Source organism: Pseudomonas sp. C9, from assembly GCF_002000165.1.
GTDB lineage: Bacteria > Pseudomonadota > Gammaproteobacteria > Pseudomonadales > Pseudomonadaceae > Aquipseudomonas.
On sequence record NZ_MPAK01000001.1, the window covers coordinates 2,954,269 to 2,979,814 of the forward strand.

The following is a 25,546-nucleotide window of genomic DNA, read 5'->3' on the forward strand; positions in this document are numbered from 1 at the left end:
GGGCAAGCCCGCTCCCACAGTGGTTTTGTGTGGACACAAATTTTGCGACCAGCCAATAACCCTGTGGGAGCGGGCTTGCCCGCGATTGGAACGACGCGGCCTTAAGCCTGGTGGCTAATCCGCCCATCCACCAGTGTGTAGCGCACTACGCCCGGCAGGCTATGCCCGATGAACGGGCAGTTTTCACCCTTGGACAACCAGGTTTCACCCGCCACCGTCGACGCTGTCGGGTCGAACAGCACGATGTCCGCCGGCCCGCCGACCGCCAAACGACCTGCCGGCAAGCGCAAGGCCTCGGCCGGGCCGGTGCTCAAACGCGCCAGTAACGTCGACAGGTCGAGCAAACCATCTTCCACCAGCGTCATCGCCAGCGGCAGCAGCAATTCAACGCTGCTGATGCCGGGCTCAGTAGCGCCGAACGGCGCCAGTTTGGCGTCCAGCTCGTGTGGCTGGTGATGGCTGGAAATGGCCGAGATTACACCCGATTTCACCGCCTCACGCAGGCCATCGCGGTCGGCGCGGGTACGTAGCGGTGGCTGGACATGATAGAGGCTGCTGAAGTCGATCAAGGCTTCATCCGTCAGAATCAGCTGATACAGGGCGACATCGGCGGTCACCGGCAGCCCGCGGGCCTGGGCCTGGGCGATCAAGGCAACGCCGCGAGCGCTGGTGAGCTGGCTGAAGTGCGCGCGCACGCCGCTCTGCTCGACCAACAGCAGATCGCGGGCCAGGGCCACGGTCTCCGCGGTTTCCGGTATGCCCGGCAAGCCGAGGAAACTGGCGGTAGGGCCTTCATGGGCCAGGCCACCTTCGGCCAGATCATGGTCCTGGGAATTGAAAATCACCGTCAGGTCGAATGTCGCCGCGTATTCCAGCGCCCGGCACAGGGTGCGGGTATTGCGAAAGCTCTCCAGGCCATTGCCGAAGGCCACGCAACCGGCATCGCGCAGCGCAACGAGCTCGGCAAGCTGTTCGCCGTCCAGGCCTTTGCTCAGGGCGCCAATCGGGAACACTTTGGTGTTGCCGGCTTCACGCGCGCGGTCGAGGATCAGTTCGGCCACGGCCGAAGTGTCCAGCACCGGTTTGGTTTTCGGCGGGCAGCACAGGCTGGTGACGCCACCGGCGGCGGCGGCGCGGGTTTCGCTGATGATCGAGCCTTTGCGGCTGTAACCCGGCTCGCGCAGGGCGACGTTCAGGTCAACCAGGCCGGGAGCAGCCACGAGGCCATGGGCGTCGATTGTGTCGACGGCGACAAAACCGGCTGGCGCAGCGCCAAGGGCGACGACTTTGCAGGCTTCAATGTGGATATCGGTTACTTGATCCAGCCCCGTGGCTGGATCGATCACGCGGGCGCCGAGAATACTGAGCTTCACTGGGCGTTCTCCTGCTCGAATTGACGTTGCGCAGTCTGCCCGCTCATGGCCATGGACAGCACGGCCATACGAATCGCAATACCGTAGGTGACCTGGTTGAGGATCACCGAGTGCGGGCCGTCGGCCACCGCCGACTCGATTTCCACCCCACGGTTGATCGGCCCCGGGTGCATGACGATGCAGTCGGGCTTAGCGCCGGCCAGGCGTGCGGTGGTCAGGCCGAACAGGCGGTAGAACTCGCCTTCGCTCGGCAGCAGGCCGCCGGCCATGCGCTCGCGCTGCAGGCGCAGCATGATCACCACGTCGACGTCTTTCAGGCCTTCGGTCATGTCGGTGTAAACCTTCACGCCGTATTGCTCGATGCCGATGGGCAGCAGGGTTTTCGGCGCGATCACGCGGATGTCCGGGCAACCCAGGGTTTTCAGGGCCAGCATGTTCGAGCGCGCCACCCGCGAGTGCAGGATGTCGCCGACGATGGCCACCGAGAGATTTTCAAAACCACCCTTGTGCCGGCGGATGGTGAGCATGTCGAGCATGCCCTGCGTCGGGTGCGCGTGACGGCCGTCGCCGCCGTTGATGATTGCCACTTGCGGGCACACATGCTCGGCGATGAAGTGCGCGGCGCCGGAGTCGCCGTGGCGCACGACGAACATGTCGGCGGCCATGGCCTCCAGGTTGCGCAGGGTGTCGAGCAGGGTTTCGCCCTTGCTCGCCGACGAGGTCGACACGTTCAGGGTGATCACGTCCGCCGACAGCCGCTGGGCCGCCAGTTCGAAGGTGGTGCGAGTGCGGGTCGAGTTTTCGAAGAACACGTTGCACACGGTCTTGCCGCGCAGCAACGGGACTTTCTTCACGGCCCGGGCGCCGACTTCGAGGAACGAGTCAGCGGTGTCGAGGATTTCCGTCAGCAGCTCGCGGCGCAAACCGTCGAGGGAGAGGAAGTGGCGCAGCTGGCCCTGATCATTGAGCTGCAGCGGGCGCTTGGTATCTAGAGGCGTCATCGCGAGGGGACTCTCAATAGGGCGGATTAAAGGGCGAGGTCTTGCAGTTCAAGCTTGAGTTCGGGGCCGGAAAGCTTCACTCGTTCATGGGCGGCCAGCGACAGCGTCGCGCCAACCACGTTCGGGCGGATTGGCAGTTCGCTGGCGTCCAGGTCCAGCAGGCAGACCAGCGTTACGCTGGCCGGGCGGCCGTAGTCGAAGAGTTCGTTCATGGCGGCGCGGATGGTCCGGCCGCTCATGAGCACGTCGTCGATCAGCACCAGATGCTGGCCTTCGATCTCGAATGGCAGTGCCGACGGGCGAACCTGTGGGTGCAGGCCGTTCTGGCTGAAGTCGTCGCGGTAGAAGGACACGTCCAGCGTACCGAGCGGCGAATCGCTGCCCAGTTCTTCGAGCAACGCCTGGGCGACCCAGACGCCGCCGGTACGGATACCGATATAACGCGGTTCGCTGATGCCACGGTGTTCCAGGTGTGCCTTGAGACGGATCGCCATCTGGCTGATCAGTTCGGCGGGATTGGGCAGGCTCATGGTTGCTCCTTCTTGGGCCCGAGCCGGGTTCTGCGGGTGTGACGCCTGGCTCGGGTTGTCGCTAAGTAGAGACGCTTGCTGCGCCTCTTCAGGATTCGAACAATGCGGTGTTTTCGTCGAGCCAGCCTTGCAGCAGCAGGGCGGCGGCGATGGCGTCCACCGGGTTGTCGCGGTAACTGCCTTTTTGCCCGCCACGATCACGTCGTTCGCCTTTGGCTTCAAACGTGGTCAGGCGTTCATCGTGGGTATAGAAAGGCAGGTTGTAGCGGCCGTTGAGACGGCGGGCGAATTTTTCCGCGCGCAGGCACATGTCGCTTGGGGTGCCATCCATGTTCAAGGGCAGGCCCACCACCACTGCGTCGGGTTTCCATTCTTTGATCAGGGCTTCGACCTGATTCCAGTCCGGAACGCCGTTCTGCGCTTTCAACGTACACAACTCGCGGGCCTGGCCGGTAATCACCTGCCCGACCGCGACGCCGATCTGTTTGGTGCCGTAGTCGAAACCCAATATCAGGCGCAGGGCCATCAGGCGTGCCCCGCCTGGCTGGTGAGCAGGCCGAGGTTGACGCCCAGATGCTTGGCCGCCGCTTCCAGACGCAGTTCGCTGCTGGTGTTGAACAGGATGTCGGCGTCGAACTGGCAGGTCAGCCAGGCGTTCTGGGCCAGTTCGGCGTCCAGTTGCCCGGCTTCCCAACCGGCGTAGCCGAGGGCAATCAGGCTTTTCGCCGGGCCGACACCGTCGGCAATGGCAAACAGTACGTCTTGAGAGGTGGACAGGGACAGATCGCCTTCCAGATCAACGGTCGCCTGATAACTCTGCCCTTTGGGGTGCAGGACAAAACCGCGATCCGTCTGCACCGGTCCGCCGATGAAAATCGGCACATGCCGGCACAGCGGTGGGGGCTCGATGTCCGGGCGCAGTTGCTCAAGGATCTCGGCCAGGTTCAGGTCTTGCGGGCGGTTGATCACCAGCCCCATGGCACCATTGGCCGTGTGCTCGACGATGTAGGTCAAGGTGTGCGCAAAGTTCGGGTCGGCCATGTGAGGCATGGCGATCAGGAAGTGATGCTTGAGGTAGCTGGGGCTGACATTCTTCATGAGCGCTAGTGTGGCGTTGGAGGGGCGAACTGACAAGCTGGGGATGCACGGGAAATGCCCCGATTTTCCCCGGCAACAGAGATCATTGTGGGAGCGGGCCTGCCCGCGAAGGCGTCAGGTCGGTCGACATTTATGCTGAATGTGCCGACCTCTTCGCGGGCAAGCCCGCTCCCACAGGGGGATATGCAGTGTTCAATTGCTCGAGAGGCGGTCGCCGCGGGCAAATTTCCAGGTGCGGATGATTTCCAGCCGGTCGATGTCCGACAGATCCCCGGTAAACGGCGCAAACGGGGCCGCGAGCCGCACGATCCGCTGTGCCGCCTGATCCAGCAGCGGCTGCCCGGACGACTCCAGCACCAGCACTTCATACAACGAGCCGTCCCGGTTGATCGAAACCATCAAGCGCAAATTGCCGTAAATCTGCTTGCGTCGGGCTTCGTCGGGGTAATTGAGGTTGCCGATGCGCTCGACCTTCTTGCGCCATTCGTCCTTATACCAGGCGCCTTTGTCGCGCATGGTCGAAGCCGCGCTCAAGCGGTGAATGCGCGGGCGCTTGGCGTACAGCTGTTGTTCATTGGCCAGTTCCGCTTCGAGGCTGGCGATGTCGCTGGACAGCTGGGCACTGTCAAACGTCGGCGCGGCCACGGCAGGCTTGGCCTGTGGCTTGACCTCTTCGTTCTTGGCCGGCGCTTTTTTAGGTTGGGGTGCGACGGTAGTCACGGCTGCCTTGGGCGCTGCTTCCTGTACTTCAGGCTTGGCGGCGGGCGGTGGCGTGACTTTCTGCACTTTGTTGTCCTGGAACGGCGCGACCTCGGTGGTCTTGGGAATCGCCTTTTTATCCAGGGTGCCGCTGCCTTGCTGATTTTCCTGGGCGAGGAAATCGGCTTTTTCGGGCTTCTTTTCACTTTTGAAGGTGGCGAGGGTGATTTCCAGGGTTTTGCTGATGGTTTTGGGTTCGACCATCGTAAAGCCGACGCCCAACAGCAAGGCCAGGTGAATCAACGCCGCGAGAAACAGGGTAAAACCGAGGCGATCGGCCGGGCGCACGCCACGATGGGCGAGTTCAGCAGGCAGATCGGACGGGAGGGTCATGGCAAGAAAACCAACATCGCGTTTTTCACAGGCCGCGCATGATAACGCAATGTTGGTGATTGCTTGGCTGTTCTATATCAACGAGCCTTGAGCTTCTGATCGATGGCATCCATCAGCAGGCCGCCGATGTCGGTGCCAAAGGCGTTATCGATTTCGCGGATGCAGGTCGGGCTGGTGACGTTGATTTCGGTCAGATGCTCGCCGATCACGTCCAGGCCAACAAACAAAAGACCTTTTTCACGCAGGGTAGGGCCCACTTGTGCCGCGATCCAGCGATCCTTCTCGGTCAATGGACGGGCTTCGCCACGACCACCGGCGGCGAGGTTGCCACGGGTTTCTCCGGCGGCCGGAATGCGCGCCAGGCAGTAATCCACCGGCTCGCCGTCGATCATCAGGATGCGTTTGTCGCCGTCCTTGATCGCCGGCAGGTACGCCTGGCCCATGATCTGCTGGGCGCCCAGCGCCGTCAGGGTTTCCAGGATCACCGACAGGTTCGGATCACCAGCGCGATGACGGAAGATCGACGTGCCACCCATGCCGTCCAGCGGCTTGAGGATCACGTCGCCGTGCTTGGCGGCGAATTCACGCAACACATCGGCGCGACGGCTGACCACGGTCGGTGGTGTGCACTGCGGAAACAACGTGGCGAACAGTTTTTCGTTGCAGTCACGCAGGCTCTGCGGCTTGTTGACCACCAGCACGCCGGCGCTTTCGGCTTGTTCCAGCAAATAGGTGGAGTAAACGAACTCCATGTCGAACGGTGGATCCTTGCGCATCAGGATCACGTTCAGATCGCTGAGCGGCGCATCGCTCTCGGCGCCCAGTTCGAACCATTTTTCCGGGTTGGCGAACACTTGCAGCGGACGCATCCGCGCGCGAGCCTGGCCTTCGCCCTGGTACAAATCGCGCTGTTCCATATAGAACAGTTCCCAGCCGCGCTTCTGCGCGGCCAGCAGCATGGCCAGCGAGCTATCCTTTTTATAGGAGATGCTGGCAATGGGGTCCATGACAATCCCGACGCGAACGCTCATGGGTTTTTCCTCGAATTTGGGTGGTCCGAATGGACATGAAAAAGTGGCGTCAGAGTGGCGCTGAGTGTGTTCCCGGTCAAGGAAAAACCATCGTGCAAGTCGGCCGATAGATTGGTTTTGGAGACTGTGCTAAAAAGGCTGCCATGTCATGCTGGCCCTTGAGTATCAAGGGTTTCGAGCGCAAACGGACAATTTGTTTCGCAAAGGCGACGGTAGAGCATTTATGGATCAGCATTCCAGCGCCTTGAAGGTCATGGTGATCGACGATTCGAAGACGATTCGTCGCACCGCCGAAACGCTGTTGAAGAATGTGGGTTGTGAAGTCATTACGGCCATCGACGGTTTCGATGCGCTGGCCAAGATTGCCGATAACCATCCCGGCATCATCTTTGTCGACATCATGATGCCGCGTCTGGATGGCTATCAGACCTGCGCTTTAATCAAGAACAATAGTGCGTTCAAGTCCACGCCAGTGATTATGCTGTCGTCCAAGGACGGGCTGTTCGACAAGGCCAAGGGGCGCATCGTTGGCTCCGACCAGTTTTTGACCAAGCCTTTCAGCAAGGAAGAACTGCTGAACGCGATCCAGGCCCATGTTCCGGGCTTCGCCGCCGTTTTGCCGCAGTAGGACACGCACAGTGACGCTCGGCCAGCGGGCCCGGCGTCGACAAGAATGGGGAAGACCATGGCTCGTATTCTGATCGTCGATGATTCGCCGACCGAAATGTACAAACTGACCGGCATGCTGGAAAAGCACGGTCACGAAGTGTTGAAAGCCGAAAACGGCGCCGACGGCGTGGCCCTGGCCCGTCAGGAAAAACCTGACGCGGTGCTGATGGACATCGTCATGCCTGGCCTCAACGGCTTCCAGGCGACTCGCCAGCTGACCAAAGACCCGGAAACCGGGCACATCCCGGTGATCATCATCACCACCAAGGATCAGGAAACCGACAAGGTCTGGGGCACGCGCCAGGGGGCCAAGGATTACCTGACCAAACCGGTCGACGAAGAAACCCTGATCAAAACCCTGAACAACGTGCTGGCCGGTTGAACGTCCGCCCATGACTGAATCGCTGACGGCTTTCGAGCTGCTGCTGCAGATCGATCAGCGCTGTCGTCTGCTGGCGGCGGATTTGCCGTCCCAGCCGACCCGACAGGACAGCTGGAGCGGCATTGGTTTCCGCTTGGGCGAGGACTGGTACGTCGCGCCGATGGGCGAAGTCAGCGAAGTCCTGCATGAACCGCGCTTCACCCAATTGCCGGGCGTCAAACCCTGGGTCAAAGGGGTGGCCAACTTGCGTGGGCGATTGCTGCCGATCATGGACCTGGGTGGTTTTTTTGGCCACGAAGCCTCGGCTGTGCGCAAGCAGCGGCGCGTGTTGGTGGTGGAACATAACGAAATTTTTGCCGGGTTGCTGGTCGACGAAGTCTTCGGCTTGCAGCACTTTGCCCAGGACAGCCTGGAGCCGGCAGATCATTTGAACGGGCCGATGTCGGGGTTCGTCAAAGGCCGGTTTCAGCATGAGCAGGCCTGGCAGGTGTTCAGCCCGTTTGCACTGGCGCAGTCACAAAGCTTTATGCATGTAGCGCTGTAATCCCCGGACCCTGTAGGAGCCGGGCTTGCCCGCGATGCAGACGGCGCGGTCTCACTTTGGACCGGGGTGATGCCATCGCGGGCAAGCCTTGCTCCTACAAGGGCGAGTAGTGAATTGGGCAGGACAGGCGAGGACCGATGACAAAAGCACAAACAGGCAAGCCAGAAGGATCGCGCAGTCGTTCGCAGATCATCGTGCTGTTTATCGCGCTGATCGTGTTCATCATGCTGCTGTTCGCCAATTTCGCTTACCTCAATACCCAAGCCACGTACGACAAACAGTACATCGGCCACGCCGGCGAGCTGCGGGTGCTGTCCCAGCGCATCGCCAAAAATGCCACCGAAGCTGCCGCTGGCAAAGCGGCCGCGTTCAAGTTGCTCAGTGATGCGCGCAACGACTTTGCCCTGCGTTGGGGATACCTGAAGAAGGGCGACCCGGCCACCGGCCTGCCGCCAGCGCCGTCCACCGTGCGCCCGGAAATGCGCGCCGTGCAGCTCGATTGGGAACGCTTGCTGAAAAACACCGACGCCATTCTCTCCAGCGAGCAGACGGTGCTGTCGCTGCATCAGGTCGCGGCGACCCTGGCCGAAACCGTGCCGCAGTTGCAGGTCGAGTACGAGAAAGTCGTCGAAATCCTCCTGCAACGCGGCGCACCGGCCGCGCAGGTGGCGATGGCCCAGCGCCAATCGCTGCTGGCCGAGCGCATCTTGGGCGCGGTGAACACCGTGCTGTCCGGCGACGAAAACTCGCAGCAGGCCGCCGACGCCTTCGGCCGCGATGCCGCGCGTTTCGGCCAGGTGCTCAACGGCATGCTTCAGGGCAATGTGGCGCTGAGAATCAGCCAGGTCGAGGACCGCGATGCTCGCGCTCGCTTGAGCGAGATTTCCGAGCTGTTTGAATTCGTCTCGGGCTCGGTGGATGAAATCCTCGAAACCTCCCCCGAATTGTTCAAGGTCCGCGAGTCGGCCACCAATATATTTACCCTGTCGCAAACCTTGCTCGATGAAGCCTCGCACTTGGCCACCGGGTTCGAAAACCTTGCCGGCGGGCGCAATACCGACACCATCGGCGGTTACGTGCTGGGCCTGCTGGCGCTGATGTCGATCATCCTGATCGGGATGGTGATGGTGCGCGAAACCAATCGTCAGCTTCGGGAAACCGCCGAAAAGAACGAACGTAACCAGAGCGCGATCATGCGCCTGCTGGACGAAATCGAAGACCTGGCCGACGGCGACTTGACCGTCACCGCCTCGGTGACCGAAGACTTCACCGGGACCATCGCCGACTCGATCAACTATTCCGTGGACCAATTGCGCGACCTGGTGGCGACCATCAACCTCACCGCCGGCCAGGTGGCCGCCGCCGTGCAGGAAACCCAGGCCACCGCCATGCACCTGGCGCAAGCCTCGGAGCATCAGGCGCAGCAGATCTCTGAAGCCTCGACGGCGATCAACGACATGGCCCAGTCCATCGATCAGGTCTCGGCCAATGCCGCCGAGTCGTCAGCGGTGGCCGAGCGTTCGGTGGAAATTGCCAACAAGGGCAACGAAGTGGTGCACAACACCATCCACGGCATGGACAACATTCGCGAGCAGATTCAGGACACCGCCAAGCGCATCAAGCGTCTGGGCGAGTCCTCCCAGGAAATTGGCGACATTGTCAGCCTGATCGATGACATTGCCGACCAGACCAACATACTCGCGCTCAACGCGGCGATCCAGGCATCGATGGCCGGTGACGCCGGGCGCGGTTTTGCCGTGGTGGCCGACGAAGTCCAGCGCCTGGCCGAGCGTTCATCCGCCGCGACCCGGCAAATCGAAACCCTGGTGCGGGCGATCCAGACGGACACCAACGAAGCGGTCATTTCCATGGAGCAGACCACCACCGAAGTGGTGCGGGGAGCGCGTCTGGCGCAGGATGCCGGTGTGGCCCTGGAAGAAATCGAAGGCGTATCGAAGACCCTCGCGGCGTTGATCCAGAGTATTTCCAATGCTGCGCAGCAACAAACGTCTTCGGCCGGGCAGATTTCCCTGACGATGAACGTGATTCAACAGATCACCTCGCAGACCTCGTCCGGTTCCACCGCCACTGCCGAGAGCATCGGCAACCTGGCTAAAATGGCCAGTCAGCTGCGGCGTTCGGTGTCCGGTTTCACCTTGCCGGCCGCCAAGGCGCAGGCGGCGGACAAGGCTTGAACCGGCCACAGGCGTATGATTTTTGAAAGGCGTAGGGACTGGAGTGGTTATGGGTGATCGGCACGACTATGTGGCCCTCGAGTGGGTCAAAGGCGAGATTGCCGAAACGCTGAAGCAGGCCCATCAAGCAATCGAAACGTTGCTTGATGACCCGCAGGCGCTGCACGCCTTGAGCGATTGCCTGGCGTACATCCATCAGGTTCACGGCAGTTTGCAGATGGTCGAGTTCTACGGCGCGGCCCTGCTCGCCGAAGAAATGGAACAGCTGGCCAGCGCCTTGCTGCAGCACCGCGTCAGCCATCGTGATGAAGCGCTGCACCTGTTGATGCAAGCCCTCGGGCAACTGCCGATTTACCTCGACCGCATACAAGGGGCGCGTCGTGACCTGCCCTTGGTGGTGTTGCCGCTGATCAACGACTTGCGCAGCGCCCGGGGTGAAACGCTGCTGTCGGAAACCAGCCTGTTCAGCCCGCAACTGGTGGACTTGCCACCGTTGGACGAAGCGTCGCTGGCCCTGCTGGAGCCTGCGGACTTCGCCAATGTGCTGCGCAAATTGCGCCAGATGCTGCAAATGGCACTGGTCGGGTTGCTGCGAGAACAGGATGACGACACCCATTTTAATTATCTGGCCAAGGTTTTTTCACGCCTTGAAGGGATATGCGCTGATGCGCCCCTGAGCCCGCTGTGGCAAGTCGCCTCGGCACTGGTCGAAGGCATGCGCACAGACGTGATCGCCAACAGCCCGGCGCTGCGCAGCCTGTTCAAGGACGCTGACAAAGAACTTAAGCGTTTGCTCGAACAAGGCATCCGCGGGATCAATCAGCCGGCACCGCCCGAGCTGCTCAAGAGTTTGCTGTTCTACATTGCCAAGGCCGAACTTCCTACCGGGCAGATGCTGACCATGAAAGATCGCTACTCACTGGACGACGCGTTGCCCGACAGCGCGATGGTCGATGAAGAACGCGCACGCCTGGCCGGTCCCGACCGCGATGCCATGCGTTCGGTGCTGGCCGCGCTCTGCGAAGAACTGGTGCGGGTCAAGGAGCGCCTGGACCTGTTCGTGCGCAGCGACCGTCAGCACACCTCGGACCTCGACAGCCTGCTGGCGCCACTGCGCCAGATCGCCGACACCCTGGCGGTGCTGGGGTTTGGGCAGCCGCGCAAAGTCATCATCGATCAACTGGCGGTGGTACTCAGCCTGGTTCAGGGCCAGCGCGAACCCAACGACGCCATCCTCATGGACGTCGCGGGCGCCTTGCTCTACGTCGAAGCCACCCTGGCCGGCATGGTCGGTACCGTGGAGCCCGAGAGCCAGGAAGAAAGCCGCCTGCCGACCACCGACCTGACTCAGATTCACCAGATCGTCATCCGCGAAGCGCGCATCTGCCTGCAACAAGCCAAGGACATGATCGTCGACTACATCGACGCCGACTGGGATCGCCAGCAACTGCAGGCGCTGCCGGCGTTGCTGACGCAAGTGCGCGGCGCGTTGTCGATGATCCCGTTGAGCCGGGCGGCGAGCCTGGTCGAAACCTGCAATCACTTCATTCGCGACCATTTGCTGCTGGAGCCGGACCAGCCCGATTGGCAGGAACTGGACAGCCTGGCCGATGTGGTGACCAGCATCGAGTATTACCTGGAACGCCTCGGCGACGATCCCGAAGCACCGGGCGAACAACTGCTCGATGTCGCTGAAAAAAGCCTGGCGTCGCTCGGGGTTTTCCCCAGCGAACTGCAAGTACCGATGCTCGACGATGTGCTCAGCCCGAGTGAAGCCCAGGTCATGCAGCAGATGCAGGTGCTCGATGACCCCGAGATCGTGCAGACGCTGGCCGATGTGCTGGCCAGCCCGGTGTCCTCCGTCAATCCGCCCGCGCTGACCACCCCAGGCAGCCTGTTGCCGCCGCCCGCCGGTGAGGAACCGGTCGACGAAGAGTTGCGCGAAGTCTTCCTCGAAGAGACCGATGAGGTCCTGGATATCCTCCAGGAATACTTGCCGCGCTGGACGTCCAACCCCGACGACAAGTGTGCCTTGAGCGAATTGCGCCGAGCCTTCCACACCTTGAAAGGCAGCGGCCGGATGGTCCGCGCGTTGGTGCTGGGCGAGCTGGCATGGGCGGTGGAAAACCTGCTCAACCGTGTGCTGGAGGACAACGTCGCGCCGGGGGCCGCCGTGCAACAACTGCTTGCCGATGCCCTGAATTTACTGCCGGAACTGGTGACCGAGTACGCCGGCAATGTCCAGCGTCAGCGCAACGATGTCGACCAGTTGGCCGCGCGCGCCCATGCCCTCGCCAAAGGCGATGCACCTGCCTGCGATGAAGATACCCAGGACGTGGCGGCCCTTGATCCGCTGTTGCTGGAGATCTTCCGCAAAGAAGCCGAAACCCACCTGGCCAGCCTCAATCGCTTCCTTGATCAGGCTGCCGAGCATGTGCCGCTTCAGGCCAGCGACGAATTGCAGCGAGCGTTGCACACGCTCAAGGGCAGTGCCTCGATGGCCGGCGTCTTGCCGATCGCCGAGCTGGCGACGCCACTGGATCAACTGGCCCGTGAGTACAAGGCGCATCTGATAGCGCTGGACCTGGACGAAGTCGAACTGTTGCTGGAAGCCGAAGGCTTGTTCCGGCTCGGCTTGCGCCAGCTCACGACCGATCCGCTGGCGCCGATTCGCGGTGCCGGCTCATTGATCGAACGCACCCAGTCATTACTCGCCGAACGTCTGCAAACGCTGTTGAGCACGCCCGATACCGCGCTGCGAACCAAGCGCGACCCGCAGTTGATCAACAACTTCCTGGCCCAGGGCATGGACATCCTGCTGGACGCCGAAAGCTTGTTGCAGCGCTGGCAACAGCATCCCGGCGAACGTCAGGAATTGACCGCGTTGCTGGATGAACTGACCACGCTCGGCGAGGGCGCGCACCTCGCCGATCTGCACCCGGTGGACGCACTCTGCGAAGCCTTGCTCGACCTGTATGGCGCGGTGGAAGAGAGCAGCCTGGCGGTCAGCGAGCGGTTTTTCCATGAAGCGCAAAGTGCTCACGAAGCGCTGATCAACATGCTCGACGAACTGGCCGCCGGCCAGGAAGTCAGCCCGCAGCCGGAACGCATCCGGGCGTTGCGCGAGTTGCTCGATGAAAGCCTCGACCCATCGTCCATGGGCCTGATTCGCAGTGACGGCAGCCGCACCCTGAGCATTCGCGAACTGGGCAGCGCCACCGCCGAACTTGAGCAAACGGCGACCCCGGTGGAGTTCGACGACGAAATCGTTTCCATCTTCCTCGAAGAAGCAATGGACATCCTCGAAAGTGCTGGTCAGGCCCTGCAACGCTGGTTGCGTGACCCGGACAACGCCGCCCCGTTGTCGTCCTTGCAGCGCGATTTGCACACGCTCAAGGGCGGTGCGCGGATGGCCGAAGTCGAGCCGGTCGGCGATTTGGCCCATGAACTGGAAAGCCTTTACGAAGGCTTGGTGGACCGCCGTTACAACCACAGTGAAACCCTGGCGCAGTTGCTGCAACAGAGCCATGAACGCCTCGCCCTGCTGCTTGAACAGTTGCAGAATCAGCAATCGCTGGGGACCCCGAGCGAGCTGATCGAGGCGATTCGCGCCTTTCGTCAAGGCAATGCCAGCGCCGCCGAAGTGGCCGAGCCCACACCGGCCAACGATTCGCCGGGTCATGATCCCGAGTTGCTGGAGATCTTCCTCGAAGAAGGTTTCGACATCATCGAAAACTCCGGCGCCGCGCTTGTGCGTTGGCAAGCCGAGCCGTCGAGCCGACAAGAAATAGAAACCCTGTTACGAGACTTGCACACGCTCAAGGGCGGCGCGCGCATGGTGGAAATCGCCCCCATCGGCGACCTTGCCCATGAGCTGGAGTTTCTCTACGAAAGCCTGTCGGCGGGCGCGTTGCAACCGAGCGCGGCGTTGTTCACGTTGTTGCAAAGCAGCCACGACCGGCTGGCGCAGATGCTGGATGCCACCCGCGCCGGTCAGCCGTTGCCGCCGGCTGATCGATTGATCGATGCCATCAAGAATTTCAGCCACCCGGCCGTGATCCAGCCGGCCAAGGTCCAATCGACCGTGGCGGCGCCTGCCGTGGCCAAGCCCGAGACACCTGTGGCACAAGCCGACGCCGGCGCCGACATGGTCAAGGTCTCGGCGGAACTGCTCGACGATCTGGTCAACCTGGCGGGCGAAACGTCGATCTTCCGTGGCCGTATCGAACAGCAGGTCAACGATGCGCGCGTCACCTTGAGCGAGATGGAAACCACCATCGAGCGGATGCGCGACCAGTTGCGCCGGCTGGATACCGAAACCCAGGGGCGGATTCTCAGCCGCCAGCAAGTCGACGCCGAACGCTTGGGCTACGAAGAATTCGACCCGCTGGAAATGGACCGCCACTCGCAATTGCAGCAACTGTCGCGTGCGCTGTTCGAATCGGCCTCTGACTTGCTGGACCTCAAGGAAACCCTCGACCGGCGCAATCAGGACGCGGAAAACCTGCTGCAGCAACAGGGCCGCATCAATACCGAGTTGCAAGAAGGCCTGATGCGCACGCGCATGGTGCCGTTCGAGCGGATGCTGCCGCGTTTGAAGCGCATCGTTCGACAGGTCTCCAGTGAGCTGGGCAAGGATGTGGAATTCATTGTCGGCAATGCTGAAGGCGAGATGGACCGCAACGTGCTCGAACGCATGGCCGCGCCGCTGGAGCACATGCTGCGCAACGCCGTGGACCATGGCCTGGAATCGGCCGAGGTGCGCGTCGCGGCCGGCAAACCGGCGCAGGGGCGGATCACCCTGGACTTGTCTCGCGAGGGTGGCGACATGATTTTCGACATCCGCGACGACGGAGCCGGCGTGCCGCTTGACGCGGTGCGACGCAAGGCGATCAAGCGCGGTTTGCTGGCCGAAGATGCGGATATCAGTGACCGCGACGTGTTGCAGTTCATCCTTCAGCCGGGGTTTTCCACGGCCGAGAAGATCACCCAGATTTCAGGGCGCGGCGTCGGCATGGACGTGGTCCACGAAGAAGTTCGACAGCTCGGTGGCACGATGGTCATCGACTCTGTGCCGGGGCGGGGCGTGCATTTCCGGATTCGCCTGCCGTTCACCGTGTCGGTCAACCGCGCGCTGATGGTGCAGTGCCTTGAGGATCAATACGCGATCCCGCTGAACACCATCGACGGCATCGTCCGTGTGTTGCCCAACGAACTGGAAGGGCATTACCGGCTCGATCCGCCAAGGTACAAATACGCCGGGCAACACTATGAGCTGTGCTACCTGGGCGAGCTGCTGAAAACCAGCACCCGCCCGAAATTACTGGGCCAAAGCCTGCCATTGCCGGTGTTGCTGGTGCAATGCAACGACCGGCACATTGCCGTGCAGGTCGATTCCATGGCCGGCACGCGCGAGATCGTGGTGAAAAGCCTCGGCCCGCAGTTTGCGGCGGTGCAGGGTTTGTCCGGCGCGACGATCCTGGGCGATGGCCGGGTGGTGCTGATCGTTGATTTGCTGGCGCCGATCCGGGCGATGCAGGCGCATGTGCCGCCCCCGACGCTTATTCAGGACGCAGAGGCCGAGCCACAAAAACCGCTGCTGGTGCTGGTGGTCGATGACTCGGTGACTGTGCGCAAGGTCACCAGCCGATTGCTCGAACGCCACGGCATGAACGTGCTGACCGCCAAGGACGGGGTCGACGCCATGCTGCTGCTCGAAGAGCACATGCCGGACGTGATGCTGCTGGACATCGAGATGCCGCGCATGGACGGTTTCGAAGTCGCGACCCAGGTGCGCGCCGATGAGCGTTTGCAGCACCTGCCGATCATCATGATCACCTCACGTACCGGGCAGAAACACCGCGACCGCGCGATGGCCATCGGCGTCAACGATTACCTTGGCAAGCCGTACCAGGAATCGGTGCTGCTCGAAAGCATCGCCCTGTGGAGCAAATCCCATGCTTGATGACCATTTTTACCAGCGCACCAACAACCTCACCGGCCTGTTGCTGCCCTTGGCCGACCGCAATCTGATCGTGCCCAATGTCGCGGTGGCGGAGCTGATCGACTATCAACCGGGGGCGTTCGATCTGGATACGCCGCCGTGGTACCTGGGGCTGGTGAAGTGGCGGGACCGGCAAATTCCGCTGCTCAGTTTTGAATCGGCGTGTGGCGATAAAGTCGTCATCGGCGAGCGGGTGCGCATCGTGATTCTCAACGCGCTGGGCGGGCGGCCAGCGTTGAAGTTCATTGCGTTGCTGGTGCAGGGGATTCCTCGCTCGTACAAGCTCGACAGTCAGTTGAGCTATGTCGATGTGCCGTTGTGTTCGCTGGAGCAAGCGGCGGTGCAGGTGGGCGAGCAAGTGGCCAAGGTGCCGGACTTGCTGGCGCTGGAGGAGTTGTTGGTTACGGCTGGTTTAGCCAACTGATCTGGATATTGTGGTGATTTCGCCGGCCTCATCGCGGGCAAGCCCGCTCCCACAGGTATTGTGGATGACTCAGGATTTGAGCAAGTCACGGACACTGTGGGAGCGGGCTTGCCCGCGATATAGGCCGTCAATTTACCGAATACCTCACTGCTAAACCTTGGCCTGAGCCCTCATCTGCATTTGCAACGCCTCGTAATGATCCAGCGCCCGCTCCACCAACAACTGCACCCCGTCCGCCATTCGGCTGATCGCCAAGGCAACCGAGCGGCGAGAGCCTTCCACATCGTCCGCCAGATCGGCAGCAATCGCGCTGATCGACAGCATGTCTTCGGAGGCGTTGGCCAGCAGGGCTTCGGCGTCGATGTCGGGGCATACCGTGAAGAGCCGGGATTTGTTACGGCGTCTCGATGGTTTGTCGCGAGCAGGGGGGAAGTAATGGGCGAAGGCGCGGTCGGCGGCTTCCTTGAGCTTTTCGGCTTCGAGGGGGTCGTCGGAATCGGTATCGGTTTCTGGGGGATTGGGAGTGGCTTTAAACATAGTGAAGCTCCATACAGGGGTGAAGCTGGCCCATTTGGTTTCCAAGCGAATGGGTGGCAGCTGTACGCGGTTGGAAACCCGGGGTACGGAGACCCGGCAGACCCTAAGGTCTTCCGCGCACAGCCGCCATAACGGAGTGCACACTTTGAAGGTGCGCAAGCATACGTTATGAAGGACGCTTTTGCGTCCCGTACTCATGGGGTTTCCAGCCCCGGTCGCTGAATTGTCAGCGACCCGTAAACGATAAAGCCCAGCGCAAAACCCCACCAGTCAGCGGCTTCCGGCATTGCTGTAGGCGGCGACGCCAGAGTGCGTAGCCTCGCACCCTTCCTGCTTACAAACTTTTAAACACAAAATCCCATTCGACAGGCTAAGGTTGAAGATTCCCAAAAAGGGACCTATCGTTCCCTTTTTGGGACTTATCGGTTGCCACTGTGAAAAACCTATCCCTCAGCGAAGCCCTGTTCACGACCACTCAGCAAAAAGTGTTGGGTTTGTTGTTCGGCAAACCCGACCGCAGTTTTTACGCCAACGAGATCGCCCGCTGGGCTCAAGTGGGTAAAGGCAGCCTCATGCGCGAGCTGGATCGGTTGCAGCAGGCCGGCGTGCTGACCCTGAGCCGCCAGGGCAACCAGACCCACTATCAAGCCAATCCGCAATGCCCGATCTATGCCGAACTGCTAGGCATCGCCCGCAAGACGTTCGGTATTGCCGAGCCTTTGCGCCAAGCGCTGCAACCCTTTGCCGAACAGATCACCTGGGCATTTGTGTACGGCTCCATCGCCAAGGATTCGGCAAACGCATCCAGTGACATTGATCTCATGCTGATCGGCGAAAGCCTCCACTACTGTGAAGTGATCGAGCGGCTCATGCCTCTGGAAGAGCAACTGGGCCGCGTCCTCAACCCGACGCTCTACACCCCCGACGACTGGGCCGCAAAACTGGCGGCTGAAAACAGCTTTCTCGTGCGGGTGGCGCAGCAGGACAAGATCAACCTGATGGGGGGAAACCCTTTGGAGTCCAAGGATGGGCAGCAACGAGAATCTGGAGAACCTGATACGTAGCGGCGGACTGAAAGCCGAGCCGCCGGATCGCAAGGAATGCGAAGGGCTGATGCGTTCCGCTGTGGTCGATTGAAAGATGCGCTGATTTTTCAGGCCCCCTCGCGGGCAAGCCCGCTCCCACAGTGTTAGTGAATGACCCAGTTTCTGAGGCAACCACAAATCCTGTGGGAGCGGGCTTGCCCGCGATGGCGTCATCAATGACAGCACATTTTTTGTGATCATTACCCTAACCGTAACGATCCACCGCTCAGCTTGATTGATGCCCCCACCCAACACTCCTAAGGTGACCCCACGACAGCGAACCCGTGGAGTGGTCATGACAACAACAATATCCCCCGACTCGCGATGGACGCGCCGACGCAGCGAAAAGCAGCGGCGTCTGGCGTTGGTCAAGGATCTGGCCGACGGTGTGGTGTTGCCCACCGACAACATCGTCGCCGCGCTGGAGGCGTTGATCCTGCCCGGCGACCGTGTGGTGCTGGAGGGCAATAACCAGAAGCAGGCGGATTTCCTCTCCCGTTCCCTGGTCAAGGCCGATCCCGCCAAGCTGCACGATCTGCACATGATCATGCCCAGCGTCGGGCGTGCCGAGCATCTGGACCTGTTCGAACGCGGCATTGCCCGCAAACTCGACTTTTCCTTCGCGGGCACCCAAAGCCTGCGCATCAGCCAGCTGCTGGAAGACGGCCTGCTGGAAATCGGCGCGATCCACACTTACATCGAGCTCTATGCGCGGCTGGTGGTCGACCTGATTCCCAACGTCGTGCTCTCGGCCGGTTTCATGGCCGACCGTGCCGGCAACATCTACACCGGGGCGAGCACCGAAGACACTCCCGCACTCATTGAACCGGCTGCCTTCAGCGACGGCATCGTCATCGTTCAGGTCAACCAGTTGGTCGACGATGTCAGCGACCTGCCGCGCGTCGACATCCCCGCCTCTTGGGTCGATTTTGTGGTGGTGGCCGACAAGCCGTTCTACATTGAGCCGCTGTTCACCCGCGACCCACGGCACATCAAGCCTGTGCACATCTTGATGGCGATGATGGCGATCCGCGGCATCTACGAAAAACACAACGTTCAGTCGCTCAATCACGGCATCGGTTTCAACACCGCCGCCATCGAACTGATCCTGCCGACCTACGGTGAATCCCTCGGCCTCAAAGGCAAAATCTGCCGCAACTGGACGCTCAATCCGCACCCGACCTTGATCCCGGCGATTGAAAGCGGCTGGGTTGAAAGCGTGCATTGTTTCGGCACCGAACTGGGCATGGAAAACTACATCGCCGCACGACCGGACGTGTTCTTCACCGGGCGCGATGGCTCGCTGCGTTCCAACCGGATGTTCAGCCAACTGGCCGGGCAATACGCGGTGGACCTGTTCATTGGCGCCACGCTGCAAGTTGACGGTGATGGTCATTCTTCCACCGTAACCCGCGGGCGCCTCGCGGGTTTCGGCGGTGCGCCGAACATGGGCCACGACCCACGCGGTCGCCGTCACGGCACGCCAGCCTGGCTCGACATGCGCCACACCGACGGGCCAGAGCCCATGCTCGAACGCGGGAAAAAACTCGTGGTGCAAATGGTCGAGACGTTCCAGGAGGGCGGCAAACCGACCTTCGTCGAAACCCTCGACGCGGTGGAGGTGGCGAAGAAAAGCGGCATGCCGCTGGCGCCGATCATGATCTACGGCGACGACGTCACCCACCTGCTGACCGAAGAAGGCATCGCCTACCTGTACAAGGCGCGCTCGCTGGAAGAACGCCAGGCGATGATCGCCGCCGTCGCCGGGGTGACCGTCATCGGCCTGCGCCATAACCCGAAAGACACCGCACGCATGCGCCGCGAAGGCCTGATTGCCTTGCCCGAAGACCTCGGCATCCGCCGCACCGACGCCACCCGCGAATTGCTCGCGGCGAAAAGTGTGGCTGACCTGGTGGAGTGGTCCGGTGGTCTCTACAACCCGCCCGCCAAGTTCAGGAGCTGGTAATGCACGCACTTAACCTGCAACCGAAAACCCTGACCCTGGCCGAGCAATTGGCAGACCTGGCGGTGGACGTACTGATCGACGAAGCAGACCTGTCGCCAAAACCGGCGCTGGTCGATCGTCGTGGCAACGGCGCGCATACCGACTTGCACCTGGGGCTGATGCACGCTTCGGCGTTGTCGTTGTGGCCGGCCTTTAGAGAAATGGCTGAAGCCGCCATCGAGTTCGGCCAAATCGGCTTGCCGCTGCGTGAAGCGGTGGGGCGGATTGGACGCGAAGGTGAGCAAGCGATGCTCGCCACCACGGGTGGGGTGAATACCCATCGCGGAGCGATCTGGGCCTTGGGGCTGTTGGTCACGGGCGCTGCGCTGGACCCTCAATCCACTGGCGCCAGCAGCGTGTCGTTACGCGCTGCACGCCTCGCGTTACTCGACGACCGCCATGCCCCGCGCCCGCTCAGCCATGGCGCTCAAGTCGCCCGGCGTTACGGCGCACGCGGTGCTCGTGAAGAAGCGCAGCTGGGCTTTCCGGCGGTGATCCAGCGTGCACTGCCGCAACTCAAACGCAGCCGCGCCGCTGGCCACGGCGAGCAGAACGCTCGACTCGATGCCTTGCTGGCAATCATGACAACGCTGGCCGACACCTGCGTGCTCTATCGCGCCGGTGAGCAAGGCCTGCACACCATGCAGAGGGGGGCTCAAGCGGTCCTCGACGCCGGCGGCAGTGCCAGCCTCGCCGGTCGCCGTCGTTTGCATGAGCTGGATGAACAATTAATCGCGTTGAATGCCTCGCCCGGCGGCGCTGCCGACTTGCTCGCAGCCTGCCTGTTTGTCGACCGTATCGAGTCGTGCGACGGCCTCACCCAGGGAGCTTTTTGATGGAAACCTTATCCTTTGAATTCCCCGCCGGCCAACCGCCACGGGGCCGCACGCTAGTGGGCTGTGTCGGCTCGGGCGATCTGGAAGTGCTGATCGAACCGGGTCAGGCCGGCAAGCTGACGATCACCGTGCAAACCTCGGTCAATGGCAGCGAACAACGCTGGGAGCATCTGTTTACGCGGATGTTCGAGGGCCAGACACCGCCGGCGATGGACATCGATATCCACGATTTCGGCGCGACCCCCGGCGTGGTGCGCTTGCGTCTGGAGCAAGGCTTTGAGGAGATCGGCCATGACTGACAGCGCAGAACTCTTGCAGCCATACCTACAAAGACGCAGCTTCGTCGAACTCGGCGCCCGGCAACGAGCAAGAGCCTTGCTTGACCCTGGCACCTATCGTGAATTGCTCGACCCGTTCCAGCGCGTCATGTCGCCGTGGCTGTCGCGCCAGGGCGTGGTGCCGCAAGCGGACGACGGCGTGGTCATCGCCAAGGGCAGCATCGGTGGATTGCCGGTGGTGATCGCGGCCATTGAAGGTGCCTTTCAGGGTGGCAGCCTTGGCGAAGTCGGCGGAGCGAAGATGGCGGGCGCGCTGGAGCTGGCCGCCGATGACAACCGCAACGGCATTCCAACCCGCGCCGTGTTGCTGCTGGAAACCGGTGGGGTGCGTTTGCAGGAGGCCAATCTCGGGCTGGCGGCGATTGCCGATATTCATGCGGCGATTGTTGATCTGCGCCAATACCAGCCAGTGGTTGGTGTGGTGGCGGGCAGCGTCGGCTGCTTTGGCGGGATGTCGATTGCTGCCGGGTTGTGCAGTTATTTGCTGGTGACCCAGGAAGCGCGCCTTGGCCTGAATGGTCCGCAAGTGATCGAACAGGAAGCGGGCCTTGAGGAGTACGACTCCCGCGACCGGCCTTTCATCTGGAGCCTGACCGGTGGCGAGCAACGTTTCGCCAGCGGTTTGGTGGATCGTTATGTCGCCGATGATGTGGCGCAGATTCAGCAACACGTCAGTGAATTGCTGCAACAAGGCTTGCCCGCACAACAACGCAGCCGCCAGGCCGAGCTGTTCCTGCAGCGGCTGGCCCGCCTCGATGCCGAGCCGCAAATCGAAGCGGCGACGGTTCGCGATCTGTACCAAGGAGAACGCTCATGAGTACGTATTCCCTGAGAGGGTTGCACTGGTTCAACGCCTTGAGTGCAGGCGCCAAACCGGTTGAGGGTTTGCCGGCTTCGTTGAAAGTGGCCGATGGTGTGCTGGGTAGTCAGCCTGCGCGGTTTATTGCGGTGGTGGCTGATCCGGACAACCGTTTTGTCCGCGCTCGCAACGGTGAAGTGGGTTTGCTCGAAGGCTGGGGCTTGGCCAAAGCCGTGGATGAAGTGATCGCCGCTGACCGTGACAAACCACACAAGCGTGCCTTGATCGCCATCGTCGATGTACCGAGTCAGGCGTACGGTCGGCGCGAAGAAGCGCTCGGGATTCATCAGGCCTTGGCCGGGGCGGCGGACAGTTATGCCCGCGCTCGATTGGCCGGCCATGCGGTGATCGGTTTGCTGGTGGGCAAGGCGATGTCCGGGGCGTTTCTGGCTCACGGTTATCAGGCCAACCGCCTGATTGCGTTGCGTGATCCGGGGGTGATGGTGCATGCCATGGGCAAGGCCTCGGCGGCCCGAGTGACGTTGCGCAGTGTCGAAGAACTGGAGACGTTGGCGGCCAGCGTGCCGCCCATGGCGTATGACATCGACAGTTACGCCAGCCTTGGATTGCTCTGGGAAACCTTGTCGATGGAGCAGATCGAACAACCCACGGCGGCGGACCTTACACGGGTGACGGAATGCCTGAGCCTGGCCATCGAGGATGTCGCCGCCAAGGGACGCGACTTGAGCAGCCGCTTGGGCGCGACCCATCGCGCCGCCTCCAGCCAGGTTCGCCAACTGCTGAGAGCGCAGTGGTGAATACGCTCCTGGCCCACGACTTGCTCTGGGGGATGACGCCAGAGCAGTTGCCTGCGGATGCGCCTGCGTGGGTGGTCGAGTCGATTTGCGCGGGTCAGCCGGTAGTGGTTCGGCGCGCGATGACGGCGCCGGATCACATCGCGGTCGGGGTGCGTGGGCGTTTGCGCGAGCAGCGTTATGCAACGTCGATGGCCATCGCGGCGATTTCGCGTCGGGTCAGGCCGGAAGACCTCAGTCATGTCGAGTCGACTCGCGATCTGCCGGCGCTGCGAGCACTGGCGCAACTGCGGCCGATGCTCGACGCCTGCGGTTGGATATGGGGTATCAGCGGCAGCGCCGGTTTCGAATTGGCCAGCGGTTTTTCCGCGCTGCATGAGCGCAGCGATCTCGATTTGATTCTGCGCACACCGCAGCCGCTGAGCCGTACTCAAGCGCAGGCGTTGGTGAAGGTTCTCGACACCGCTGAGTGTCGGGTGGACATGCAATTGCAGACACCGTTTGGCGCAGTCGCACTGCGCGAATGGGCCAGGTCTTCGTCTCAGGTTTTGCTGAAAAGCGACCGGGTTGCCTGTTTGGTCGGCAACCCCTGGAACCCTCAGGAGCAAGCAGCGTGAGCAGTTTGCTGGTGTTCCCCGGTCAGGGCGCGCAACAGCCGGGCATGCTGCAGCGCTTGCCTCGGGACGTGTTGAACGAGGCGAGTGATGTGCTGGGCGAGGACGTACTGTGGCTCGATGGCGCCGAGGCATTGAGGTCGACGAGGGCGGTTCAGCTTTGCCTGTTGATCGCAGGCGTCGCGGCGGCACGACAATTGTCGATGAAGCCCGATTACGTGGCCGGGTTATCCATTGGCGCTTACCCGGCAGCGGTGGTCGCGGGTGCCTTGAGTTTCAGCGATGCGCTGCATCTGGTCAGTCTGCGCGGTGAACTGATGCAGCAGGCTTATCCACAGGGCTATGGCATGACCGCGATCATCGGTCTGGATTTATCCACCGTGGAAAAACTGCTGGCGCAGGTTCACAGCATCGACACACCGGTTTACCTGGCCAACATCAACGCCGATAACCAGGTGGTGATAGCCGGCAGCGACGAGGCAATGAAAGCAGTGGCGGCGTTGGCGAAAGGTCACGGTGCCGGTCTGGCCAAACGGTTGGCAGTGAGCGTGCCTTCGCACTGCCCGCTACTGGAGGGGCCGGCAAAAATTCTGGCGGAAGCATTCGCCAAGGTGTCATTGAAAACGCCGACCTTGGGCTACCTGAGCGGCAGTCGCGCCCGGCCGCTGATCAACCCCGAAGCGGTGCGCGATGACCTCGCTTTCAACATGTGCCGCGTCGTTGATTGGCGTGGCACGGTACAAAGCGCCTATGAGCGCGGCGTACGACTTCAGATCGAATTGCCGCCCGGTGCGGTGCTGACCGGGCTGGCGCGCCGGGTGTTCGAGCAAGGCACCGTGATTGCCTTCGACGGTGCGCGGCTCGATACCTTGCAGGCGCTGTTGCGTGAGGAGGGAAGCCGCCAACTCTAGACCTCCGACTCAGGCCTTCGAACAACAAAAACAACATTCGACGATGCATTTTGAGGACTACAACAATGATTATTTACGGTGTGGCGCTGTTGGCGATTTGTACGCTGGCAGGGGTGATCATGGGTGACGCGCTTGGCGTGTTACTGGGCGTCAAATCCAACGTCGGCGGGGTCGGGATCGCGATGATCCTGCTGATCTGCGCGCGGTTGTGGATGCAGAAGCGCGGTGGCATGACCAAGGATTGCGAGATGGGCGTCGGCTTCTGGGGCGCCATGTACATTCCGGTGGTGGTCGCGATGGCCGCGCAACAGAACGTCGTCACCGCGCTGCACGGCGGCCCGGTCGCGGTGCTCGCGGCGATTGGTTCAGTGGTGATCTGCGGCTGCACCATTGCGCTGATCAGCCGGACACATAAAGGCGAACCGTTACCCGATGAACCGGCGGAGATTACCCCGGTCGGCACACCAGTAGGAGGTCGCTGATATGTGGGAACTCATTGATAAAGGCTTGACCGCTAATGGTCTGGTGACCGCGTTTGCCTTTGTAGGCGTGATCATGTGGGTGTCGGTTGTCTTGTCGAAGCGTCTGACATTCGGACGAATTCACGGCTCGGCCATTGCCATCGTCATCGGGCTGGTGTTGGCCTGGGTCGGCGGCACCCTGACCGGTGGGCAAAAAGGCCTGGCGGACCTGACGTTGTTTTCCGGCATCGGTCTGATGGGCGGCGCCATGCTGCGAGACTTTGCGATCGTCGCCACGGCATTCGAAGTGCAAGCAACCGAAGCGAAAAAGGCTGGTTTGATCGGCGTGATTGCGCTGCTTCTGGGCACGATCTTGCCGTTCATTGTCGGCGCGAGCATGGCTTGGGTGTTTGGTTATCGTGATGCGATCAGCATGACCACCATCGGTGCGGGCGCTGTGACGTACATCGTCGGGCCGGTGACCGGGGCGGCAATTGGTGCAAGTTCCGACGTGGTGGCGTTGTCGATTGCCACCGGGTTGATCAAGGCGATTCTGGTGATGGTCGGCACACCCATGGCCGCACGCTGGATGGGGTTGGATAACCCGCGTTCGGCAATGGTGTTCGGCGGGTTGGCCGGGACGGTCAGCGGGGTGACCGCAGGCTTGGCCGCGACGGATCGGCGGTTGGTGCCTTACGGGGCGTTGACGGCGACGTTCCACACCGGGCTTGGGTGCTTGCTTGGGCCTTCGCTGCTGTACTTCATTGTTCGCGCGATTGTTGGCTAAGCCGCTGGATCTTCG

Annotated in this window: 24 protein-coding genes; 16 read left to right on the forward strand and 8 right to left on the reverse strand. The window is 61.8% G+C overall.

What is annotated here, in order from left to right; all coding sequences use genetic code 11:
- Nucleotides 1–101: 101 nt before the first annotated feature.
- From BMS17_RS13825 to gshB, 7 genes are all read right to left on the reverse strand, one after another.
- On the reverse strand, nucleotides 102–1,373 hold the full coding sequence (locus tag BMS17_RS13825) for a dihydroorotase (protein WP_046029743.1): 1,272 nt from the start codon (nucleotides 1,371–1,373) through the stop codon (nucleotides 102–104).
- On the reverse strand, nucleotides 1,370–2,374 hold the full coding sequence (locus BMS17_RS13830; protein ID WP_046029744.1) for an aspartate carbamoyltransferase catalytic subunit: 1,005 nt from the start codon (nucleotides 2,372–2,374) through the stop codon (nucleotides 1,370–1,372). Before BMS17_RS13830 ends, BMS17_RS13825 begins: the two co-directional genes overlap by 4 nt.
- 26 nt (nucleotides 2,375–2,400) lie before the next feature.
- Nucleotides 2,401–2,904 (reverse strand): bifunctional pyr operon transcriptional regulator/uracil phosphoribosyltransferase PyrR, encoded by a 504-nt coding sequence (gene pyrR, locus BMS17_RS13835; RefSeq protein ID WP_046029746.1) that lies wholly within the window; start codon nucleotides 2,902–2,904, stop codon nucleotides 2,401–2,403.
- An 88-nt stretch (nucleotides 2,905–2,992) separates the two neighbouring features.
- On the reverse strand, nucleotides 2,993–3,430 hold the full coding sequence (gene ruvX, locus BMS17_RS13840) for a Holliday junction resolvase RuvX (RefSeq protein ID WP_003195067.1): 438 nt from the start codon (nucleotides 3,428–3,430) through the stop codon (nucleotides 2,993–2,995).
- A complete protein-coding gene (locus BMS17_RS13845) occupies nucleotides 3,430–4,002 on the reverse strand; it encodes a YqgE/AlgH family protein (RefSeq protein WP_077431106.1) in 573 nt (190 codons plus the stop codon). Before BMS17_RS13845 ends, ruvX begins: the two co-directional genes overlap by 1 nt.
- A 192-nt stretch (nucleotides 4,003–4,194) precedes the next feature.
- Entirely contained in the window at nucleotides 4,195–5,094 is a 900-nt protein-coding gene (locus BMS17_RS13850; RefSeq protein ID WP_077431107.1) for an energy transducer TonB, read from the reverse strand.
- A gap of 77 nt (nucleotides 5,095–5,171) precedes the next feature.
- Nucleotides 5,172–6,125, reverse strand: a complete 954-nt coding sequence (gene gshB, locus BMS17_RS13855) for a glutathione synthase (RefSeq protein WP_046029757.1) — start codon at nucleotides 6,123–6,125, stop codon at nucleotides 5,172–5,174.
- Nucleotides 6,126–6,348: 223 nt separating this feature from the next.
- Here gshB and pilG point away from each other — a divergent pair, with 223 nt between their 5' ends.
- From pilG to BMS17_RS13885, 6 genes are all read left to right on the forward strand, one after another.
- Nucleotides 6,349–6,753: a twitching motility response regulator PilG gene (gene pilG / locus BMS17_RS13860; RefSeq protein ID WP_027926573.1), complete on the forward strand. Its 405-nt coding sequence runs from the start codon at nucleotides 6,349–6,351 to the stop codon at nucleotides 6,751–6,753.
- A gap of 57 nt (nucleotides 6,754–6,810) precedes the next feature.
- On the forward strand, nucleotides 6,811–7,176 hold the full coding sequence (gene pilH, locus BMS17_RS13865; protein WP_008068134.1) for a twitching motility response regulator PilH: 366 nt from the start codon (nucleotides 6,811–6,813) through the stop codon (nucleotides 7,174–7,176).
- A 10-nt stretch (nucleotides 7,177–7,186) separates the two neighbouring features.
- Nucleotides 7,187–7,720: a chemotaxis protein CheW gene (locus BMS17_RS13870; RefSeq protein WP_077431108.1), complete on the forward strand. Its 534-nt coding sequence runs from the start codon at nucleotides 7,187–7,189 to the stop codon at nucleotides 7,718–7,720.
- A gap of 137 nt (nucleotides 7,721–7,857) precedes the next feature.
- Nucleotides 7,858–9,915 carry a methyl-accepting chemotaxis protein gene (locus BMS17_RS13875; protein WP_046029762.1) on the forward strand — a complete coding sequence of 686 codons (2,058 nt, stop codon included), beginning with the start codon at nucleotides 7,858–7,860 and terminating at the stop codon, nucleotides 9,913–9,915.
- Between the two features lie 49 nt (nucleotides 9,916–9,964).
- Nucleotides 9,965–15,880: an Hpt domain-containing protein gene (locus tag BMS17_RS13880; RefSeq protein ID WP_077431109.1), complete on the forward strand. Its 5,916-nt coding sequence runs from the start codon at nucleotides 9,965–9,967 to the stop codon at nucleotides 15,878–15,880.
- Nucleotides 15,873–16,343 (forward strand): chemotaxis protein CheW, encoded by a 471-nt coding sequence (locus BMS17_RS13885; RefSeq protein ID WP_046029767.1) that lies wholly within the window; start codon nucleotides 15,873–15,875, stop codon nucleotides 16,341–16,343. The genes BMS17_RS13880 and BMS17_RS13885 overlap by 8 nt, the downstream gene beginning before the upstream one ends.
- A 150-nt stretch (nucleotides 16,344–16,493) precedes the next feature.
- On the opposite strand, the gene BMS17_RS13890 is transcribed toward BMS17_RS13885, so the two are convergent.
- Nucleotides 16,494–16,880: a DUF6124 family protein gene (locus tag BMS17_RS13890; RefSeq protein ID WP_077431110.1), complete on the reverse strand. Its 387-nt coding sequence runs from the start codon at nucleotides 16,878–16,880 to the stop codon at nucleotides 16,494–16,496.
- Between the two features lie 434 nt (nucleotides 16,881–17,314).
- Between BMS17_RS13890 and BMS17_RS13895 the strand changes: the two genes are divergently transcribed.
- From BMS17_RS13895 to madM, 10 genes are all read left to right on the forward strand, one after another.
- Nucleotides 17,315–17,944 carry a transcriptional regulator gene (locus tag BMS17_RS13895; protein WP_077431111.1) on the forward strand — a complete coding sequence of 210 codons (630 nt, stop codon included), beginning with the start codon at nucleotides 17,315–17,317 and terminating at the stop codon, nucleotides 17,942–17,944.
- 316 nt (nucleotides 17,945–18,260) lie between these two features.
- On the forward strand, nucleotides 18,261–19,931 hold the full coding sequence (gene mdcA, locus BMS17_RS13900; protein ID WP_077431112.1) for a malonate decarboxylase subunit alpha: 1,671 nt from the start codon (nucleotides 18,261–18,263) through the stop codon (nucleotides 19,929–19,931).
- The gene (locus BMS17_RS13905) at nucleotides 19,931–20,806 is read left to right on the forward strand and encodes a triphosphoribosyl-dephospho-CoA synthase (protein WP_077431113.1); all 876 of its coding nucleotides are present in this window, start codon (nucleotides 19,931–19,933) and stop codon (nucleotides 20,804–20,806) included. The genes mdcA and BMS17_RS13905 overlap by 1 nt, the downstream gene beginning before the upstream one ends.
- Entirely contained in the window at nucleotides 20,806–21,105 is a 300-nt protein-coding gene (locus tag BMS17_RS13910) for a malonate decarboxylase subunit delta (protein ID WP_046029774.1), read from the forward strand. The genes BMS17_RS13905 and BMS17_RS13910 overlap by 1 nt, the downstream gene beginning before the upstream one ends.
- Entirely contained in the window at nucleotides 21,098–21,961 is an 864-nt protein-coding gene (locus tag BMS17_RS13915) for a biotin-independent malonate decarboxylase subunit beta (RefSeq protein ID WP_077431114.1), read from the forward strand. Before BMS17_RS13910 ends, BMS17_RS13915 begins: the two co-directional genes overlap by 8 nt.
- Nucleotides 21,958–22,761: a biotin-independent malonate decarboxylase subunit gamma gene (gene mdcE, locus BMS17_RS13920; protein WP_077431115.1), complete on the forward strand. Its 804-nt coding sequence runs from the start codon at nucleotides 21,958–21,960 to the stop codon at nucleotides 22,759–22,761. The genes BMS17_RS13915 and mdcE overlap by 4 nt, the downstream gene beginning before the upstream one ends.
- Nucleotides 22,755–23,375 (forward strand): malonate decarboxylase holo-ACP synthase, encoded by a 621-nt coding sequence (locus BMS17_RS13925; protein WP_077431116.1) that lies wholly within the window; start codon nucleotides 22,755–22,757, stop codon nucleotides 23,373–23,375. The genes mdcE and BMS17_RS13925 overlap by 7 nt, the downstream gene beginning before the upstream one ends.
- On the forward strand, nucleotides 23,372–24,283 hold the full coding sequence (gene mdcH / locus BMS17_RS13930) for a malonate decarboxylase subunit epsilon (RefSeq protein WP_077431117.1): 912 nt from the start codon (nucleotides 23,372–23,374) through the stop codon (nucleotides 24,281–24,283). Before BMS17_RS13925 ends, mdcH begins: the two co-directional genes overlap by 4 nt.
- Before the next feature lie 65 nt (nucleotides 24,284–24,348).
- On the forward strand, nucleotides 24,349–24,765 hold the full coding sequence (gene madL, locus BMS17_RS13935; RefSeq protein WP_077431118.1) for a malonate transporter subunit MadL: 417 nt from the start codon (nucleotides 24,349–24,351) through the stop codon (nucleotides 24,763–24,765).
- Between the two features lies 1 nt (nucleotide 24,766).
- A complete protein-coding gene (gene madM / locus BMS17_RS13940) occupies nucleotides 24,767–25,531 on the forward strand; it encodes a malonate transporter subunit MadM (protein WP_046029781.1) in 765 nt (254 codons plus the stop codon).
- Nucleotides 25,532–25,546: the final 15 nt, after the last annotated feature.